Annotated in this window: 14 protein-coding genes and 1 pseudogene; 11 read left to right on the top strand and 4 right to left on the bottom strand. The window is 41.3% G+C overall.

What is annotated here, in order from left to right; genetic code table 11:
• Positions 1-359: 359 nt before the first annotated feature.
• Positions 360-467 (top strand): annotated as a pseudogene (locus tag DABAL43B_RS14570) (transposase); the annotation flags it as partial.
• Positions 468-728: 261 nt separating this feature from the next.
• Here the strand turns inward: DABAL43B_RS14570 and DABAL43B_RS07625 are convergent.
• The 3 genes from DABAL43B_RS07625 to DABAL43B_RS07615 form a co-directional block, all read right to left on the bottom strand.
• Positions 729-1610 (bottom strand): IS982 family transposase, encoded by an 882-nt coding sequence (locus DABAL43B_RS07625; protein ID WP_079691658.1) that lies wholly within the window; start codon positions 1608-1610, stop codon positions 729-731.
• A 268-nt stretch (positions 1611-1878) separates the two neighbouring features.
• Positions 1879-3150: a type VI immunity family protein gene (locus DABAL43B_RS07620; protein WP_079691809.1), complete on the bottom strand. Its 1272-nt coding sequence runs from the start codon at positions 3148-3150 to the stop codon at positions 1879-1881.
• 17 nt (positions 3151-3167) lie between these two features.
• Positions 3168-4064 carry a hypothetical protein gene (locus tag DABAL43B_RS07615; protein WP_079691808.1) on the bottom strand — a complete coding sequence of 299 codons (897 nt, stop codon included), beginning with the start codon at positions 4062-4064 and terminating at the stop codon, positions 3168-3170.
• 194 nt (positions 4065-4258) lie between these two features.
• Between DABAL43B_RS07615 and DABAL43B_RS07610 the strand changes: the two genes are divergently transcribed.
• From DABAL43B_RS07610 to DABAL43B_RS07570, 9 genes are all read left to right on the top strand, one after another.
• Positions 4259-4570, top strand: coding sequence for a transposase (locus DABAL43B_RS07610; protein WP_079690625.1), 312 nt, complete (start codon positions 4259-4261; stop codon positions 4568-4570).
• Positions 4567-5448 (top strand): IS3 family transposase, encoded by an 882-nt coding sequence (locus DABAL43B_RS07605; protein WP_171996307.1) that lies wholly within the window; start codon positions 4567-4569, stop codon positions 5446-5448. The genes DABAL43B_RS07610 and DABAL43B_RS07605 overlap by 4 nt, the downstream gene beginning before the upstream one ends.
• A 444-nt stretch (positions 5449-5892) precedes the next feature.
• On the top strand, positions 5893-7044 hold the full coding sequence (locus tag DABAL43B_RS07600; RefSeq protein WP_079691807.1) for an acyl-CoA dehydrogenase family protein: 1152 nt from the start codon (positions 5893-5895) through the stop codon (positions 7042-7044).
• A gap of 119 nt (positions 7045-7163) precedes the next feature.
• Positions 7164-8372 carry an acetyl-CoA C-acetyltransferase gene (locus tag DABAL43B_RS07595; RefSeq protein ID WP_079691806.1) on the top strand — a complete coding sequence of 403 codons (1209 nt, stop codon included), beginning with the start codon at positions 7164-7166 and terminating at the stop codon, positions 8370-8372.
• A 55-nt stretch (positions 8373-8427) separates the two neighbouring features.
• Positions 8428-10623 (top strand): 3-hydroxyacyl-CoA dehydrogenase NAD-binding domain-containing protein, encoded by a 2196-nt coding sequence (locus DABAL43B_RS07590; RefSeq protein WP_079691805.1) that lies wholly within the window; start codon positions 8428-8430, stop codon positions 10621-10623.
• A complete protein-coding gene (locus DABAL43B_RS07585; RefSeq protein WP_197684654.1) occupies positions 10616-11713 on the top strand; it encodes a CaiB/BaiF CoA transferase family protein in 1098 nt (365 codons plus the stop codon). Before DABAL43B_RS07590 ends, DABAL43B_RS07585 begins: the two co-directional genes overlap by 8 nt.
• A 61-nt stretch (positions 11714-11774) precedes the next feature.
• On the top strand, positions 11775-13460 hold the full coding sequence (locus tag DABAL43B_RS07580) for an AMP-binding protein (RefSeq protein WP_079691804.1): 1686 nt from the start codon (positions 11775-11777) through the stop codon (positions 13458-13460).
• A 144-nt stretch (positions 13461-13604) separates the two neighbouring features.
• Complete coding sequence (locus DABAL43B_RS07575) at positions 13605-14843, top strand: outer membrane protein transport protein (protein ID WP_079691803.1); 1239 nt, start codon at positions 13605-13607, stop codon at positions 14841-14843.
• A gap of 182 nt (positions 14844-15025) precedes the next feature.
• A complete protein-coding gene (locus DABAL43B_RS07570; protein WP_079691802.1) occupies positions 15026-16051 on the top strand; it encodes an MBL fold metallo-hydrolase in 1026 nt (341 codons plus the stop codon).
• Positions 16052-16147: 96 nt separating this feature from the next.
• On the opposite strand, the gene DABAL43B_RS07565 is transcribed toward DABAL43B_RS07570, so the two are convergent.
• Complete coding sequence (locus DABAL43B_RS07565) at positions 16148-16876, bottom strand: TetR/AcrR family transcriptional regulator (protein ID WP_079691801.1); 729 nt, start codon at positions 16874-16876, stop codon at positions 16148-16150.
• A 287-nt stretch (positions 16877-17163) separates the two neighbouring features.
• On the opposite strand from DABAL43B_RS07565, the gene DABAL43B_RS07560 reads away from it, so the two are divergent.
• Positions 17164-17739 (top strand): acyl-CoA dehydrogenase family protein, encoded by a 576-nt coding sequence (locus DABAL43B_RS07560; protein WP_079691800.1) that lies wholly within the window; start codon positions 17164-17166, stop codon positions 17737-17739.
• Positions 17740-17743: the final 4 nt, after the last annotated feature.

Here is a 17743-nt window from a genome sequence, read left to right as displayed (position 1 = left end):
ATACAAAGTAAGAAAAGTCATACAAAATACTAGGGTATTATAAGGATAAATAGGGTAATAGCCTATTAAATGTTGGTATATCTTTTTTCTCTCTGATTTATAAGCGGTTAAGACCTTAAATGATGGGTATGTTACAGATTCGTCTTTATTTTGAACTGCTCTATAGTTTGTATGGTCAAAAATAGTTTGATAGCTTTGTTTGAAGTAAATTGAATTAAAGTTGAATTTTTTTATTGTATTTTCTACAACTTTAAAGTCTTATATGGATGACAGCATAGATTAGCCTGATTTATATGTAGTGGCATAATAAAATTGGACAGCTTTTAAGAGGTTGTACTAACCCAAAGAGGATAACTAGTATGACCACCACACGCAATCAATACACCCGAGAATTCAAACTCGAAGCCATCAGCTTGGTAGTCGATCACAAGCGTAAAATACCCGATGTTGCTCATTCACTTGGCATTGGACAACCTGAGCGACTATCGCTGATAGGACAGCTTGCAGAGCAGGATAAACGGTTGAGCAAACGTAGATTGTGCGACCTATTCGGTGTGATTAGAAACAGCTAGTACTATCGCTTGCAACCAAAGCCCATCAGTCTTGAGACTGTGAAAATCAAAACGTTAATACGCCGAATATTTAACCTCTTTAACCGTTCAGCAGGGGCTCGCAATATTACCGCCATACTGATGAATGAGCATATAGTTAATACACTTACCCCACTCTCAACTTGAAATAAGCAAATCAAACTGAAGTGGCGGGTTACCAAGTTTTTTGTTGAGTACAAAGCATAGATTATGTGACAGAATTTTACGAATCAATCGATGAGACAAATGCCATAAATCTCTTGCTCGTACCCTTTGTATATTAAATCGTTCTGATAGCTGACCAATGACTGTTTCAACGATACGGCGGGTTTTCATCAGCCGCCTTACCACCGGTTTGGGTCTATCCTCTTTCATGTTGGCTCTGAGTGGCGTTTGTAAATCCACTCCTTGAGCGTCGTAGTACGATGTCAGACTAGGGCTGATATACCCTTTATCAGCGCCGAGCAAACCATGGATATTGTCAGTAATATCAGGCGCAACCGCTCTTTCATCAACATTGGCAGGGGCAACGGTAAAGCCTTTAACCATGCCCGATAAGTTAACCAGCAAATGTCCCTCAAAGCCATAGTACCTCTCTTGCTTAGCTGCACAGTAGCTAAAAGCCGCTACGTCTTGATAGTTTTTATGCCGATAAGCGCGTCCATAATGACAGACGGGTATCGGAAAACCATCCATAAAATGGATGTTGTCACGGCCCTCAAGTTGACTGACTGTATCTTGTATCCGCTGTTTGACCTGCCACAGATTCGCGCAATGCTTTGCGAAGTTAGGATATGAGCCGATGGCTGGAAACCAAGATTGCCAATGCTGGGTAAAGTATTGCCAAATCTGTTTGTCTTGATCAAGGTTTAAAAATTCACCGACCAGTTCCATGCAAATAATCTCAGGATCACTCAGCTTTGGCGCGTAACCTGCACCTCGCAAGGGTTTGGTGACGACTATTTTGTAATATTGCTCTACCATTAAATAGATATTGATGATAAATTCGTCTATGGGCATCTCATGACTCCGTTGTATTCTTGGTCGAAAACAATAGATTAGTGAGATGCTCTTCTTTTTTCAATCCCTTTCGATGTTGAGAGTGGGGTATATTAACTATTTTCGCGGAGTTCAACCATCACCAAGTGATTTTGTGGCCGAAAGACTCTATTAGAGTAACTCTACTCAATAGATACTGAAATTAAATGTGTCAGAGATTTACTTAAATATAGATTGCGACTAATAGCTATTTTTGATTAAAATTTATATTGGTACATAAGACCTAATATTAGAGTTTTTCAAACAAAGTCCACGCTATCGCTACTTTTTCTTCTGTATGTCCATGGCGATCCATTTTGATAAAGTAAGGTGCAACATCACCCTTTAATAGCACCACATATTGGCGATAATCATTGCTCCGACTATAAGGTTCTTCAAAATAAACGGGGTTACCTCGAACATGATCGTACTCTTCTTCATAGCGATAGCGCCCATTGATCTCACAGACTTGTGCAGACATAAGCGTTATCGGTTCGAATAATGGCTGACGTAAGGTTCTATTATCTATTGGTTGTGGTAATTTTCGCCATAATCTAGGATTATCAAAGCGTCTCATCCATAAGTCTGTAAAGTAAGTATTAAAGCTTTGATAGCCGATACCTTCATCATAACCATTACCTATGGATCCGTAATTACCATTACGCATAGGTCGGGTAAGTGCATTGATTTTTAAATAACTATCAGGAATTTCTTCATCTACTGGTAGTAACTGTGGTATATCGCCAGCGATTAATAATGTTCCATTAGAATAATCTCTATAAGTGATTTTTTGTTTTTTTATTTGAGTCTTAAAAGTATTAATCCCACCAACACGATCTGCAAGTTCATGACTAATGTATGTCCACCAGTCGATACTCCTAATACCATGCTTCAGAGTTACAATATCCCAAACGTCGTAAATATTAATACCAAAGAAACAATGAGCTTGATCAAGGATATCAATGCCTACTCTATCGTTATCGTAGCCATAAGCAGGACTCCAGCCCATAGTAGCGTAATAAGGTTTCAAACGACTGATACAGTCATCAAAAAGCTTTATAATCTTTTGATTATTTACTGGATCATAGAACTCATTTCTATGAATACGAAAGATTAATCTACTAGGCTCTTGAATCTCCCAACCTCGAGCGGTAAGACAAGATAGCTTGTAATCAAAAACTTCGTCTAATTCTTTATGGCTGCCACTGGCAACGAACCATTCGATACTGTCGTCAACATGCGCGTTGTTATCTAAAGTTTGCTGAAAGCTTGGTAGTTTATCTATTGGTTTTTGTGTCCACCCTTTAGGATCAAAGCCCCATTCAATATTGTCACCAAACAAATCCATATAATGCTCAATACAAGCTTTTAGTTGTTGTCTGACTTCCTTAGTATGTCCATCCCAAAATAAGAAACAGGCCTCCAAATGAACAGATAAAACAGTCAGACCTTTATCTCCAAGGCTTTCATCAAAATATTCAAACTCATCTTTGTAGCTTTCCATATCTTTTAAAGTTTTCATTATTTTTCCTATTATGCTTATGATGTGGCTATTCTTAGAATTAGTGCGCCTGCTACAATTTCAGGCGCTAGAAAGATACCCACAGCGACTGTGGCGACAACTATGCTACCTATAACAATATTAGTAACCACAGGGTTGTCTAAATAATCTGAAATAGGTTGATTTGAAGGTTTGATTGTTCCGTGTGTTAAAGGACTCTCGTGTTTGACAGCTACTTGTGCCCACGGATTCTTTAAGTAAGTGTACTCTTTCGTTTGTGCACCATATTTTTGCGGATTTCTAAGTTGGCATCGACAATCTGTATCTCTCAATTTATTAAAGTTATTATCATCTCCAGCAATTTTTCTATAAGCTTTAATTTGACCGTCTGATAATACGTCCTGACCGAACTTAATCTCAACAATTTTTGCTATATTACTTTGTATTGGTACTAGGTTTTTGAAGTTTCCTGCTCCTGACATTCGAAGTTTAATCAATTCTGCATCTGTAATCTTTAGAACTACACAATCAGGAATTCTTAATCTACCCTTTGCGCTGTCCTCATAATCTTTTTTAACGAATAAACCCATTCCTGATGCTCTACCTAATGGAAACCGGCTGGGTCGTAACTCTTCCCCTTTTTTCGGACTCATAATAGGCATAGGAGGTATTCTATCCATTGCATATCCTACCTCTGCCTTATACCTCCAAATTAGATGATTAGCCTCTTCTTCTGCCCATATTGCAAGCGTACAAGCACGTTGTTTAAGTTTAGCTCCAGCTTTACTGAAACGCGGAAATTTTTCTGCAAAACAAATATGTGCACATAAATAGTTACGCTCTACGCTCGGCTTTAGCGTTACTATCTTACTTTCAGCAATGAGTTTGGTTTTGGTTTTACCTTGACCATTGGCAGGTTTTGAGCTTTTAGCCATAAATTTTATTCCGAGTAAGAGTCTTCACTAAATTGATGATACTGATCTGAATAATCATCTAATATATGTATTGTTAGCTCCTTAGAGCCATTTGTATTAATAGTTTGAGTTTTACCTTCTTTGTCTGTTTGTAGTGGCATAATAAATTAGGACAGCACGTAAGAGGTTTATACTAACCCAAAGAGGAAAATAGTATGACCAACAAACGCAATCAATATACCCGAGAATTTAAATTAGAAGCCATCAGCTTAGTTGTTGATCACAACCGCACCATACCTGATGTGGCCGATTCCTTAGGGATAGGTAAATCCACCTTGCAGAAATGGCTGAGTCAATACCGTCAAGAAATGAGTGGCCAAGCACCTAAAGTCGGCAACGCTTTAACGGATGAACAGCGAGAACTTCAAGAATTGCGCAAACAAGTTAAGCGGCTGACTATGGAGCGTGACATTCTAAAAAAGGCTTCTGCTCTGCTGGCATTGGACAGTCTGAACGGCTATCGTTGATAAGAAATCTGGCAGAGCAAGATAAACAGGTGAGTAAAAGCCTTTTGTTCAAGCTGTTTGGCGTGATGAAAAGCAATTACTACTATGGCATGCAGCCCAAGCCCATCAGTCTTGAAACCGTCAAGCACAAGGCATTAATTCGTCAAATATTTAACGACTCAAAGCAATCAGCAGGCGCTCGCAGCATTGCCGCCATACTAATGAATGAACACGGCATCAAGCTGACCCGCTATATAGCAGGTAAATTCATGGCGCAGATGGGGCTTAAAAGCTGTCAGTTAAAGATGCATAAATACAAGCACGCTGACGAGGCGCATAAAACGCATCACAATATCTTAAATAGAAATTTCAGTCAAACAGCACCCAATCAAGTCTGGACGGGCGATGTCACATATATTCGTATCAAAGGCGGCTGGTGCTATTTAGCTGTTGTTTTAGATTTATATGCCCGTCGTATTGTTGGCTTTGCCGTGTCAGATTCGCCTGACAGTATGCTGACAACCAAAGCGCTGCAGATGGCATATCAGACGCGCTTACAGCCAATTGGAGTGCTGTTTCACTCTGATCAGGGAACCCATTACACCAGTAAGAAGTTTGCTGAATCCGTGGCGAGTTGTGAAGGTATGACACAGAGTATGAGTCGTCGTGGTAATTGTTGGGACAACGCGCCTACTGAACGCTTCTTTAGAAGTTTTAAGACTGAATGGATGCCAAAGGGCGGTTATGAGAATATTACTGAAGCTAAGATCGCCATCAGTAATTATATCTGGGGCTATTATCAAACCGTGAGACCGCATACTTTCAACGATTATTTAACACCGCTAGAAAAAGAGAAACGATACTTTAATAAAAACCTCTTATCAGGTGTCCTAAATTAGTTGACCACTACACTAGCTTATGGCTCTCCAATGTAGGAGGAAGATGATTAGCCATAGGCTGCGTAACTAAAACCTCCCAAGTTTGTTTCTACGGTTTTGACGGCAGGGGTCACTGTGACAGTCGGGGTAGCTAATATCTATTTGTGTCTTCATTATCTCAGATAATCGTTTTTCTTTGACTGTCACCCTCCTTTTATGTCCTCAGCATACTTTCTGATACACTACTAAACCGTAATAGTAATTATAATTACTATTACAGTAATGTTGGTTGCAATAGAATATTTACTATCCTAGTATATATCATAATATCAAACGCTTAAAAACGATAATTAATATTTATTTTACGGTAATAATAATTACTATTATAGTATTTATTATTAGATTTTATATGCAAGTTTCAAATCACTTAACTATCACTCTATAACCTCGTCAAGGAAAGACACTATGAGTATTGAGAACTTAGCCCCAAACTGGATGACTGAAGAGCGTAAAATGGTTTATGAGAGTGCGCTCAAAATGTTCAAAGGTTGGGAACCAAAAGACGAACAATGGCGAAAAAATGGCATGATCGACCGCGAGGCTTGGAATGAAGCAGGCGAAAACGGTTTTTTATGTGCTTCAATGCCTGAAGAGTATGGTGGTGGTGGTGGTGATTTTCGTGATGAAGTCGCGATTATTTATGCCCAAGCAGAATCTAATCAGTCAGGTTTTGGGGGGATTGTGCACTCAGGTATCGTCGCTCCTTACCTTTTAAATCATGCTACCGAAGAGCAGAAGAAAGAGTGGTTACCGAAAATGGCTAGCGGTGAATATGTCGCAGCTATCGCGATGACTGAACCGGGTACAGGCTCTGATTTACAAGCGCTCAAAACTTATGCGGTAAAAGATGGCGATGACTACATCATTAATGGCTCAAAAACCTTTATCACCAATGGTCAGCATGCCAACTTAATCCTACTCGCGTGTAAAACAGATCGTGAAAAAGGCGCTCAAGGTGTCTCGCTTATCGTAGTAGAGACTGATGGTTTAGAGGGGTTTGAGCGTGGTCGTAATTTGGATAAAGTTGGCCTACCTTCTCAGGATACTTCAGAGCTTTTCTTTAGCAATATGCGTGTGCCGCAAAAGAATCTATTAGGCCCAATAGAAGGGATGGGATTTATTCAAATGATGCAAGAGCTCCCGCGTGAGCGCTTAATCATTGCTTTGACGGGTATTGGTGCGATGAAGCTAGCTATCAACCTAACCCTTGATTATGTCAAGCAACGGGAAGCTTTTGGCAAACCAATTTGGAAATTTCAAAATACCAAATTCAAAATGGCAGAATGCTACGCTAATTATTTAGCCGCGCATAGTATGTGTGATTTGGCGATAGATGCCATCATGGAAAAAAGGCTCTCTATTCCTCATGCCTCATTAATCAAATACTGGGTCACTGAGAAGCAGTGCGATGTCATCGATGAATGTGTGCAATTATTCGGTGGTTATGGTTATATGAAAGAGTATCCTATTGCGCGTCTTTACGCCGATGCTCGGGTACAAAAGATATATGGCGGCACCAATGAGATCATGAAAGAACTTGCGGCGCGCTTTATGTAAGCTTATAGCTAGAATTAAGATAGAGTAAAGCTAGCATTGTTAGTAAGGTTCTATTTTATAATAAATTTAGTTGTTAATTTGATGTTTACTACCCATTTTAAGAAAAAAAGGATTTTTTTATGACTGAGACCGCTTACATCTATGACAGTATTCGTACGCCGCGTGGTAAGGGCAAAAAAGATGGCTCTCTATACCAAGCTTCACCCATATGGCTAGTTCGTGGTTTATTACGGGAGATGGAGCAGCGTCATGGTTTAGACACTAGCTTAGTCGATGATGTTGTATTAGGCTGCGTTACGCCAGTTGGCGAACAAGGGGCTGATATTGCTCGCATTGCAGTACTCGATGCGGGTTGGGATCAAAGCGTTGCTGGCGTAACGCTTTCTAGATATTGTGCTTCAGGGCTTGAGTCCATTAACCTGGCTGCCGCTAAAGTTATGTCTGGTATGGAAGAGATGGTAGTGGCTGGTGGCGTCGAATCCATGAGCCGTGTCCCAATGGGATCAGACGGCGGTGCTTGGTACATGGATCCGCGAGTCAACGCAGCGACTGCCTTTGTACCACAAGGAGTAGGTGCTGATACTATTGCAACGCTCAAAGGTTTTAGTCGAACTGATGTCGATGAATTCGCCACTGAATCACATCGCCGCGCTGCTAATGCTTGGGAAAAAGGCTACTTTGATAAATCAGTAGTTCCTGTTAAAGACCTCAATGGCATGCTGCTACTAGATAAAGATGAGACTATCCGTCCGAGTACTACGGTTGAGACTTTAGCAGGATTGAATCCCTCGTTTATTATGCCAGGTCAGATGGGTTTCAATAGCGTTATCTTGGATAAATACACTACCATTGAAAAAGTAAACCACGTCCATCATGCTGGAAACTCTTCAGGTATCGTTGACGGTGCGGCATTATGTTTAGTCGGTAGCGCTGCTGCTGGCAAAAAAGCCGGTCTCAAACCGCGTGCCAAAATCACTATGGCTGCAGTCATAGGTTCAGAACCGGCCATTATGCTAACGGGTCCTACGCCTGCCTGCCAAAAAGCATTAGATAAAGCTGGGATGAAAGCCTCAGATATCGATCTTTGGGAAATTAACGAAGCTTTTGCTGCCGTACCACTAAATACTGCTAATGACTTTGGCATTTCTCTAGATATTGTCAACGTCAATGGTGGCGCTATTGCCATGGGTCATCCGCTAGGTGCAACGGGCGCTATGCTTATGACTACCGTGCTTGATGAGCTAGAGCGCCGTGACCTCAAAACGGCGATGATTACTCTGTGCGTAGGTGGTGGTATGGGTATTGCGACTATCATTGAGCGGGTATAAAACCGCTATTTATTGAATAAAAATTATTATTAAGAGATCATTTAAGGGATATGAGATGACTACAAATACAGCAGGCAGTGCTAAAGACAGTGTGGATACTATCAATAAGTTGGCAAATTTTTCAGCGCAGAGTGATGATGACGGCATCATCACGGTAACTATCGATCAAAGCGATCGCAAAATGAATGTCATCGGTGATGGTTTTACGGGCGCCTTTGCCTTATTAACGGATAGTTTTACCAATGATGAGTCCGCTAAAGGCTTAATCCTAACCTCGGCGAAAGACACCTTTGTCGTTGGTGCAGATATTGATCAACTCTCTAAAATAGAAACGGCTGAACAAGCCTTTGATTTGGTCGAGGATTTAAAAAGTAGCCTACGCAAACTTGAAACTTCAGGTAAGCCAGTAGTTGCTGCTATGACAGGAACTGCATTAGGCGGTGGCTTAGAGATCGCTTTGGCGTGTCACTATCGTATAGCAATTGATAGTCCTAAAACTAAACTGGGTTTGCCTGAAGTCAAATTAGGATTGTTGCCAGGTGGCGGTGGTACTCAGCGTCTACCTAGATTAGTTGGTATTCAAAAAGCTCTTGAGCTAATGACCCAAGGACTTGAGCTACGTCCCAAAGCGGCTATAGACATTGGTCTTATTGATGCTACTGCTACTGATAACGATGACATGTTAGTGCAGGCGAAAGAGTGGATCAAAGCCAACCCGAAAGTACAGCAACCTTGGGACAAAAAAGGCTTCAAAATTCCTGGCGGTAATAGCATGCATCCTAAAGTGGTGCAAGTGTTCTCTATTGCCCCTGCCATGGCCCATCAAAAGTCACATGGCAACTATCCAGCGATTACTCACATTATGTCTTGTGTCTTTGAAGGCTGCATCGTCGATATCGACACCGGACTGAAGATTGAATCCCGCTATTTTGTGGCTTGTGTGCTATCCCCTGAATCTAGAAATATGATCGGTACTCTTTGGACTCAGCTTAATAACATCAAAAAAGGTCAATCACGTCCTGAGGGCTTTGAGCGCTATAAAACTAAAAAGGTCGGTATTCTAGGTGCTGGCATGATGGGCGCAGGAATCGCTTATGTTACCGCAAAAGCAGGCATAGATGTGGTGCTACTAGATACTGAGATAGCCGGTGCTGAAAAAGGTAAAGCTTATTCTACAACCATCTTGGATAAAGCCATTAGTCGTAAGCGCTCTACAGAAGAGAAGAAACAGGCATTACTGGCGCGTATCAAGCCAACCGTTTCTTATGATGATTTGGCAGACTGCGATCTGGTTATCGAAGCAGTGTTTGAAAACCGTGAAATCAAGGCAAAATGTACGCAGCAATCTGAAGCGGTCATTCCTGAATCAGCCGTCTATGCATCCAACACTTCAACCTTACCAATAACGGGATTAGCTGAAGCAAGCAAACGTCCGCAGCAATTTATTGGGCTACATTTTTTCTCACCAGTCGATAAAATGCCACTGGTTGAGATTATTGTTGGCGAAAAAACCGATGATGAAACTTTAGCCAAAGCTTTTGACTATGTAGTGCAAATAGGTAAAACGCCTATCGTTGTCAATGATAGTCGCGGGTTTTATACTTCGCGGGTCTTTGGCACTTATGTGTCAGAAGGCGTAGCAATGTTGGGCGAGGGCGTGCATCCACGTAGTATCGAAGTTGCTGGCATGAAAACAGGTATGCCAATGCCACCATTAGCGCTACAAGATGAAGTGTCATTGAGTCTAGCCTTGCATGTCATCGAACAGCAACAGAAGGATATGGAAGCTGAAGGCAGAACGATGGACATGCCTCCCTCCTATGATATTCTCAATACCTTTGTCAATGAGCATGATCGTGAAGGTAAAAAGAACGGCAAAGGCTTTTATGACTATCCAGAAAAGGGTGATAAGCACTTATGGTCCGAGCTGACTACGCTTTATCCAACCACAGCAGAACAACCTTCGCAACAAGATTTAGTCGATCGTTTGATGTTTATTCAAGCCAATGAGTCCGCTAAGTGCTATGAGGAAAATGTGGTGCGCTCTGTGGCTGATACCAATATCGGTTCTATCTTTGGTTGGGGATTTTCCCCGCATCAAGGCGGTACCTTACAATTTATTAACTCTATGGGCGTAGATAAGTTTGTAGCCCGCAGCCGTGAGCTAGCAGAGCAGTATGGCGAGCGTTTTGAGCCTGCAAACATCTTGGTGAAGATGGCTGAAAAAGACGAGGAATTTGTTGATGGCTAATAATGATATTTCAAATACATCATCAGCTATTAGTCAGATGAGCGACTGCTTACAAGGATTGCGAGTCATTGATTTGACCCGCAATCTACCTGGGCCTTTTGCGACACGTTTGCTTGCTGATTTAGGTGCAGAGATAACAAAGATTGAGCCAAAAAATGGTGACCCTGCTCGCGCTTTGGGTGGATTGTTCGAAGCCTTAAACCACGGAAAAAATATTGAAAAAATAGACTTTCGAGACCCAAAAGGTATCGAATCTATCAAAGCTCATATTGCAGATGCTGATGTCATGCTCGATAGCTTTCGCCCAGGCGTACTAGAAGGTATGGGATTAGATGCCAAAACCATTCATGCTATCAACCCTAAATTGGTCATGGTATCAATTACGGGATATGGACTAGCAGCAGAAAATAGTGACATTAAGCATGGGTGGGCTGACAAAGCCGGTCATGATATCAACTTTATGGCGATGAGTGGGGTGCTTGACCAGTTACGGACAGCAAAGGGTGAACAAGCCATGCCCAATGTGCAGTTTGCAGATTTGGCCGGTGGAAGTGATACCGCGGTAATAGCCTTACTCGCTGCTGTATTTGCCGCTCAGCGCACCGGCAAGGGACGGCATGTCGCGGTAAGTATGACCCATAGTTTATATAATCATATGATCATGCCCAAAGCGACAGGAACGCTAGTCAAAAGCTTCTCCGGCCAAAATCCGCCGCCGCACTATGACTTCTTAGGTGGGCTATTGCCTTGTTATCGCCTATATCAAACCTCAGACGGTCGTTATATGGCGGTCGGCTCGTTAGAGTTGAAATTCTGGCAGGGGTTATGTGAGGTATTGCAACTACCGGACTTAAAAACCGCACACTGGCAAATGGGTGTTATGCCAAATACGCCAGCTAGTAAAGAGGCGGCTAAAACGGTTGCTGAAACCTTTGCTAGCCAGCCGCTTGAGATTTGGCAGCAAGCTTTTGAATCATCAGATGTTTGCGTGACTCCAGTGCTGACACTTGAGGAGGCCAAAGCACACCCGTTATTTGCTCATCAAGACCAGTATCACACGACCCTAGGATGGCAAGATATCAAAGACTAGCTTTTATATACCCAGCTTTAACATTATCTATTTTTAAATTAATTACCAAGGAAGGTAAGTTATGGATAAGTTTTGGACACAGAGTTACCCCAGCGGAGTAGAAGCAGAGATAGCGCCGTTACATAATACAATTATTGACATCTTCGATGACAAACTATCTGAATATGCCAATCAAGATTTTATTACTAATATGGGAGTCACTTACACCTATGGGCAAATTGACAAAATATCATTAACTATAGCCGCTTGGATTCAAAGTCTAGGACTAGCGAAGGGGTCAGTTATAGGGATTATGATGCCTAATGTCAATCAATACCTACCTGTTGTCATAGGAGTGATTCGTGCGGGCATGGTAACGACCTTAATTAACCCACTGTACAGTCCCCGTGAATTAAAGCACCAATTGGTTGATTCTAATGCGTCAGCAATATTTATCTTAGAACCCTTCTGTAAAACGCTCGAAAAAATAGTTAAAGAGACACCAGTCAAAACCGTGGTCATTAGTAAAATAGGGGATATGCTCGGATCTGCAAAAGGTGCACTCGTAGATATCGCCGCAAAATATGTAAAAAAAGCAATTCCAAGCTACGAGTTAAAATCCAATCCTAGTTATAAGGTGATTAGCTATAAATCTGTCTTAAAACAAGCCAAAAGCTTACCCTATTCTCGACCTACTGCAGAAGCCGATGACTTGCTGATGTTGCAATATACCGGCGGCACTACTGGTGTAGCTAAAGGTATTTTAATCACTAATCGAAATGTTGCGATAGCCACTTACCAGTTCATTGAATGGTTCAAACCTGTTTATGCCAATATGTCTGCTAATACGCAGATGCACAGCATTATTGCTTTGCCGCTTTATCATATCTATGCTTTTATTTGCTCGATGGTAGGATTAAGTATGGGGCAACACCTGACTTTAATCACCAATCCACGTGATATCCCTGGTTTCGTCAAGATATTAGCCAAGCGTCCTTTCCATCTATTGCCTGGCGTTAACACCTTGTTTCAAGCCTTAGTGAATAATGCTGAATTTAGGAAGTTGGACTTTTCTGAATGCAAATTGACCTTAGTAGGCGGTATGGCTGCGACACCCGAAACAGCTAAGCGCTGGCTTGAAGTCACCGGGTTACCTATCCTTGAAGGTTGGGGGATGTCGGAGACGCTTGGGGTTGGGACCGCTAATCCATTCGATGGTACTGAGTACAGTGGTAACGTCGGCTTGCCTCTACCTGGAGTAGATATCGATATTCGGGATGATGAGGGTAATATCCTTACCATAGGTGAGGTTGGTGAGATGTGCATCAAAGGCGATAATGTCATTACACACTATCATAATATGGATAGTAGTCAATTTTTTACCGCAGATGGCTATTTAAAAACAGGTGATATCGCTTCTATGAATGAGCAGGGCGCTATCAAGATCTATGACCGCAAAAAAGACATGATTATCGTTAGCGGTTTTAATGTTTACCCTAACGAAGTCGAAAACGTCATCGAAGCACATCCCAAGGTAGCCGAATGTTCGGTAGTTGGTGTAGAAGACGAGTTACAAGGTCAATCGATCAAAGTTTACATCGTAAAATCTGATAAAAGCTTGAATGAAAGTGATATTAAAGCGTTCTGTAAAGAAAGTTTGGCGGCCTATAAATGCCCACGCCATATCGAGTTTATAGCTGAGCTACCTAAATCAACCGTTGGCAAAATACTGCGCCATGAGCTGAGAAAAGCGGCTAATCAAGCTTAGTGGCAATATAGTTTATGATTTTTAACTGCGAGGTTTATTAAAGATAGCTTTTTTACGGTAAGATTTTTTATAGGTAGTACTAAAGCAGTAAATCACTGGATGACAATGGATGTCATTTATTCTGACTATCAAGGAGAACACAAAATGTCGAATTTAAACTTATCTAAACTTTCCTGCGCGCTTGCTGCTCTATCTTTAACTTCACTTGCAGGTGCTGCAGGGCTAGATCGTTCGGGTCAACCGAGTGAGGATTTTAGCTCTAGTGGTACCATAGCTTATATCAGTGCCTATCAAATTAGTCCTGATATCTCAGGCAAAGAGTCAAACGGCGACAATATACCCGATATTGGGGAAAAGTATGAAGGCTATGGTTACGGTGTCAAAACTGACATCAATGACAGGTTTAGTGTCGGCGTATTTTATGACCAACCTTTGGGTGCCAAAATTCTTTACCAAGGTGACAACTCACTTACTAACATCAATGCTGTAAACAATGATCGTAAACAAACGGTAGTTGATGTCAGTACAGATAATTTCACAGGCTTATTAGGCGTTAATTTAGGAGCTAATAACAACTTCAAAATTTATGGTGGCCCAGTACTACAAAAAATTGAGGGTGAATTGGCAATTAATAGTAAAAACCCAGCACTTGCTGCTGTAAACGGTTACACGCTTAACATCCCAAAAAATGAGGCTTATGGTTACATGGTTGGGGCGGCTTACGTCAAGCCTGAAATCGGCTTAAAAGCGGCCATTACTTATCGTTCAGAAATTGACCATGATGTGAATTATGCAGAGTCTATGCCATACATTATTGGTGTCAACACTCAATTACCGCCCGCACTACGATTAGAACCTACCCAAACTAAGGAAAAAGAGCTTACTACCCCTAAATCAGTAAATATTGACTTTCAAACCGGTCTTAATGCCACTACCTTATTAACCGCCAAAGCTCGCTGGGTTCCTTGGAGTGGTTTTAATATAACGCCGCCCTTGTTAGATGAAAATGGCGTCGCTTTAAATGCTTTACAAGGTAAGGTTGTAGACGAAGTAAGGCTATTGGAATATGATAAAGACTCTTATATGCTTGAAGTAGGATTGGGTAAGCGTCTAACGCCAAAATTCGCGGTATCAGGTTCCATTGGTTGGGATAGCGGTGCTGGTAATCCAGTGTCACCTTTAGGACCTACCGAAGGCTATTATAGCGTTGGCCTTGGGGCAAAATATAACTTGACCCCTGAGTGGGCAGTATCTGCTGGTGCTAAGTATTTGATGTTAGGCGATGCAGAGGGTCTATTGGCTTCTAGTGGTACGAAAATCGGTCAATTTGAAGATAATGACGCGTACCTTGTAGGATTAAAGCTATCCTATGCCGCAAAATAAAGTCTCATAAATTACGTTAAGTTAGGCATAGCTATAAGCTTTTCATCTAAAGGCTTATAGCTTATTTTTTTAAAGTAAATTTATTATTAAGTAATTATTTGCTTAATAGTTCAATTCATTATACCTCTCAATACTGTTTTAACTAACATCAAAAATCTGAACAATAGCTATCAGGTAACAGCATGAATAAACTAAATACTAGATTTAGCCCACCAGATTTTGGTGAGTTGATTAGAGTTGCTGATGGGGTGCTGTGGACTCGGATGAAGATACCGATACAACTTGATCATATCAATATCTATCTTATTGAAGATGGCGACGGCTGGTTCATTATCGATACTGGCCCTCAATCGACCGAAAATCAGGAGCTTTGGACAGCCTTATTAAGTAACTTACCGGGCATAGCCAAAGTAACGGGTATTTTAGTCACCCATTCTCATCCAGATCACATAGGGCTAGCTGGATGGCTACAGGACTATTGTGCGGCGCCTTTGTATATTTCTGAGAAGGAAATGCGCCAAGCGCTGAATGAGCAAAACTATCGTAATGCTAAAGATTATGAGGGTCTAAATCGCTTTTATCAGCAGTTGGATGCTTCACCAGCAGATATGGAAGGCTTAGAGGAGGGTCTATCCTTTTTTGATACGCTTTATGGGCCACTACCTACTGAGGTAACCCTCGTAAAGTCTGGTGATACCCTACAGATAGGAGGCGCGCCTTGGAGTCTTTGGTCTGGATCAGGGCATTCTATAGAGCATATATGTCTACAAAAAGCCTCAGGCGATATTTTAATCTCAGGCGACCAAATTATTGCTCATATCACCCCCTTTGTTGGCATCAGTTATATCACTCAAGAGTCTGATCCTTTAGCAGGCTGGCTGTATAGTTTAAATGATATGTTACAGTGGATTAGTCCCAAAGCTTTAGTCTTACCTGCGCACAATAAGCCTTTATACCATGGCGAACAGAGAGTTCAGCAAGTGATAGCCCATCACAAACATTCCTTAGAAAAATTGCTATTAAGCCTCACTCAGTGGCATACCGTGAATGGCTTAAGTACGGTGCTAGGCTGGAAGAATAAGCGCGGCTTTGCACGCTGTCTTGCTCTTGAAGAAACCTTTGCGCACGTTACTTTTTTAGTCAATAGCGGTCAAGTGGTCTGCGATGACTCGGACCCATCAGGAGTTTTGCGTTATCGTTTGGCTTAGGACAAGCTGCTGAATCTTTATAAAGCGGTAATGAGCTCTAAGCAAAGGTTCTAACTTATTATGCCACTACAGTGAATCTCTGATAGCCATCTTTCTTTAAGATGCGTTTATAAACACTTCAGGCGCTGATACCTCAGGTTTAGACATTGAGCGCCATAATATATCAAATAGCGCGTCAAAATTTGCATTGAGCGGTGCGTCTGCTTGACGAATAGTTTGCATAATACCAAGGCGACTGATAAATCCCATAAAGACATCAAATAGAATATTTAATGGAACCGTATCGACGAGAACTCCTCGCTTTTGACCATCCTCAAGCACACTCAAAAAAGCATTAATAAGGTCTTTATTATTGTAAATAGCAATGTTATGAAAACGTGATATGGATACTTTAGATAACACCATCACTGCGTCAGGATGAGTATCTACAAAATCTAAGCACACCCATAGCGTTTTGCGTAGACGATCTTCCACACTATCAATGCCTTGCAGATGATCCATCATCCTTGTTGCTAGCCTGCCTAGTACTAAATCCATAATGGTATAAAGTACGGTTTGCTTATCACCAAAATATTTATATAGCGTTTGCAACGAGACGTTTGCAGCCTTTGCAATTTGTATCATAGTAATATCGCTGGCATCATTGCCAGCAAAAAGTTGGCGCACAGCTTTCTCTATTTTGTCTAATGTGGCAGGGCGCATATCGGATAATGGTGCTAAAGCTAAAGGCTCAGTTTGGGTATCTATTTTGGATAGATTTTTACTGTTTTTTTTATCAGTGCCACTTTTAACATTTGGTGGCGATTTTGACCGAGAGGTTTTCATTTTCAATATCTCCTTTATAGCATTAGCTTCTAAATAACCTCTAAGTAGTTTCTAAAAACTCTCACTAAATACCCTATAATAATTTTAATTACCATTATAAGATATTTTATTGCAAGTATGATATTAATTTCATAAGATAATACGGGTAAACGGTAGTACTAATAAAGAATATATATTTTATACATAAAGGTAATAATAATTACTATTAATATAATTGATATATATCGTTTTGTGGCTTTTTAAAAATTTAACATCGGCTCAATTAATAAACTATCAAGGAAGACCTTATGACTATTGCCTGTTTTAAACCGCAGTGGATGGACGAAGAGATTGAGATGCTGCACGAGAGTGCTTTAAAGCTGTTTAAAAGTTGGGAGCAACACGATGAAAAATGGCGTGAAAGTGGCATGCTTGATCGCGAGGCTTGGTTAGAAGCGGGCGAGATGGGCTTTTTATGTGCCTCTATGCCAGAAGAATATGGCGGTGCAGGCGGTGATTTTCGTCACGAAACGGCGCTCATTTACGCGCAAGCTGAAGCGAACATGTCAGGTTTTGGTGGGTCTTTGCACTCTGGTATCGTTGCACCTTATATCCTGCATCACGGTACTGAAGAGCAAAAGCAGAGATGGTTACCGAAAATGGCGACTGGTGAGCTAATCGGTGCTATAGCTATGACTGAACCTGGTACTGGCTCGGATCTACAAAACATCAAGACGTATGCGACAAAAGAAGGTGATGATTATATTATCAATGGCTCAAAGACCTTTATCACTAACGGTCAATTGGGTAATTTGATTATAGTTGCCTGTAAGACTACTAGAGACGAAGGCGCAAAAGGCGTTTCGTTAATAGTCGTTGTGTAGTGGT

It is taken from the genome of Psychrobacter sp. DAB_AL43B (genome assembly GCF_900168255.1).
Lineage (GTDB): Bacteria > Pseudomonadota > Gammaproteobacteria > Pseudomonadales > Moraxellaceae > Psychrobacter.
Note: the sequence above shows the minus strand (reverse complement) of the source record. Positions and strands in the feature narration are given on the sequence as shown.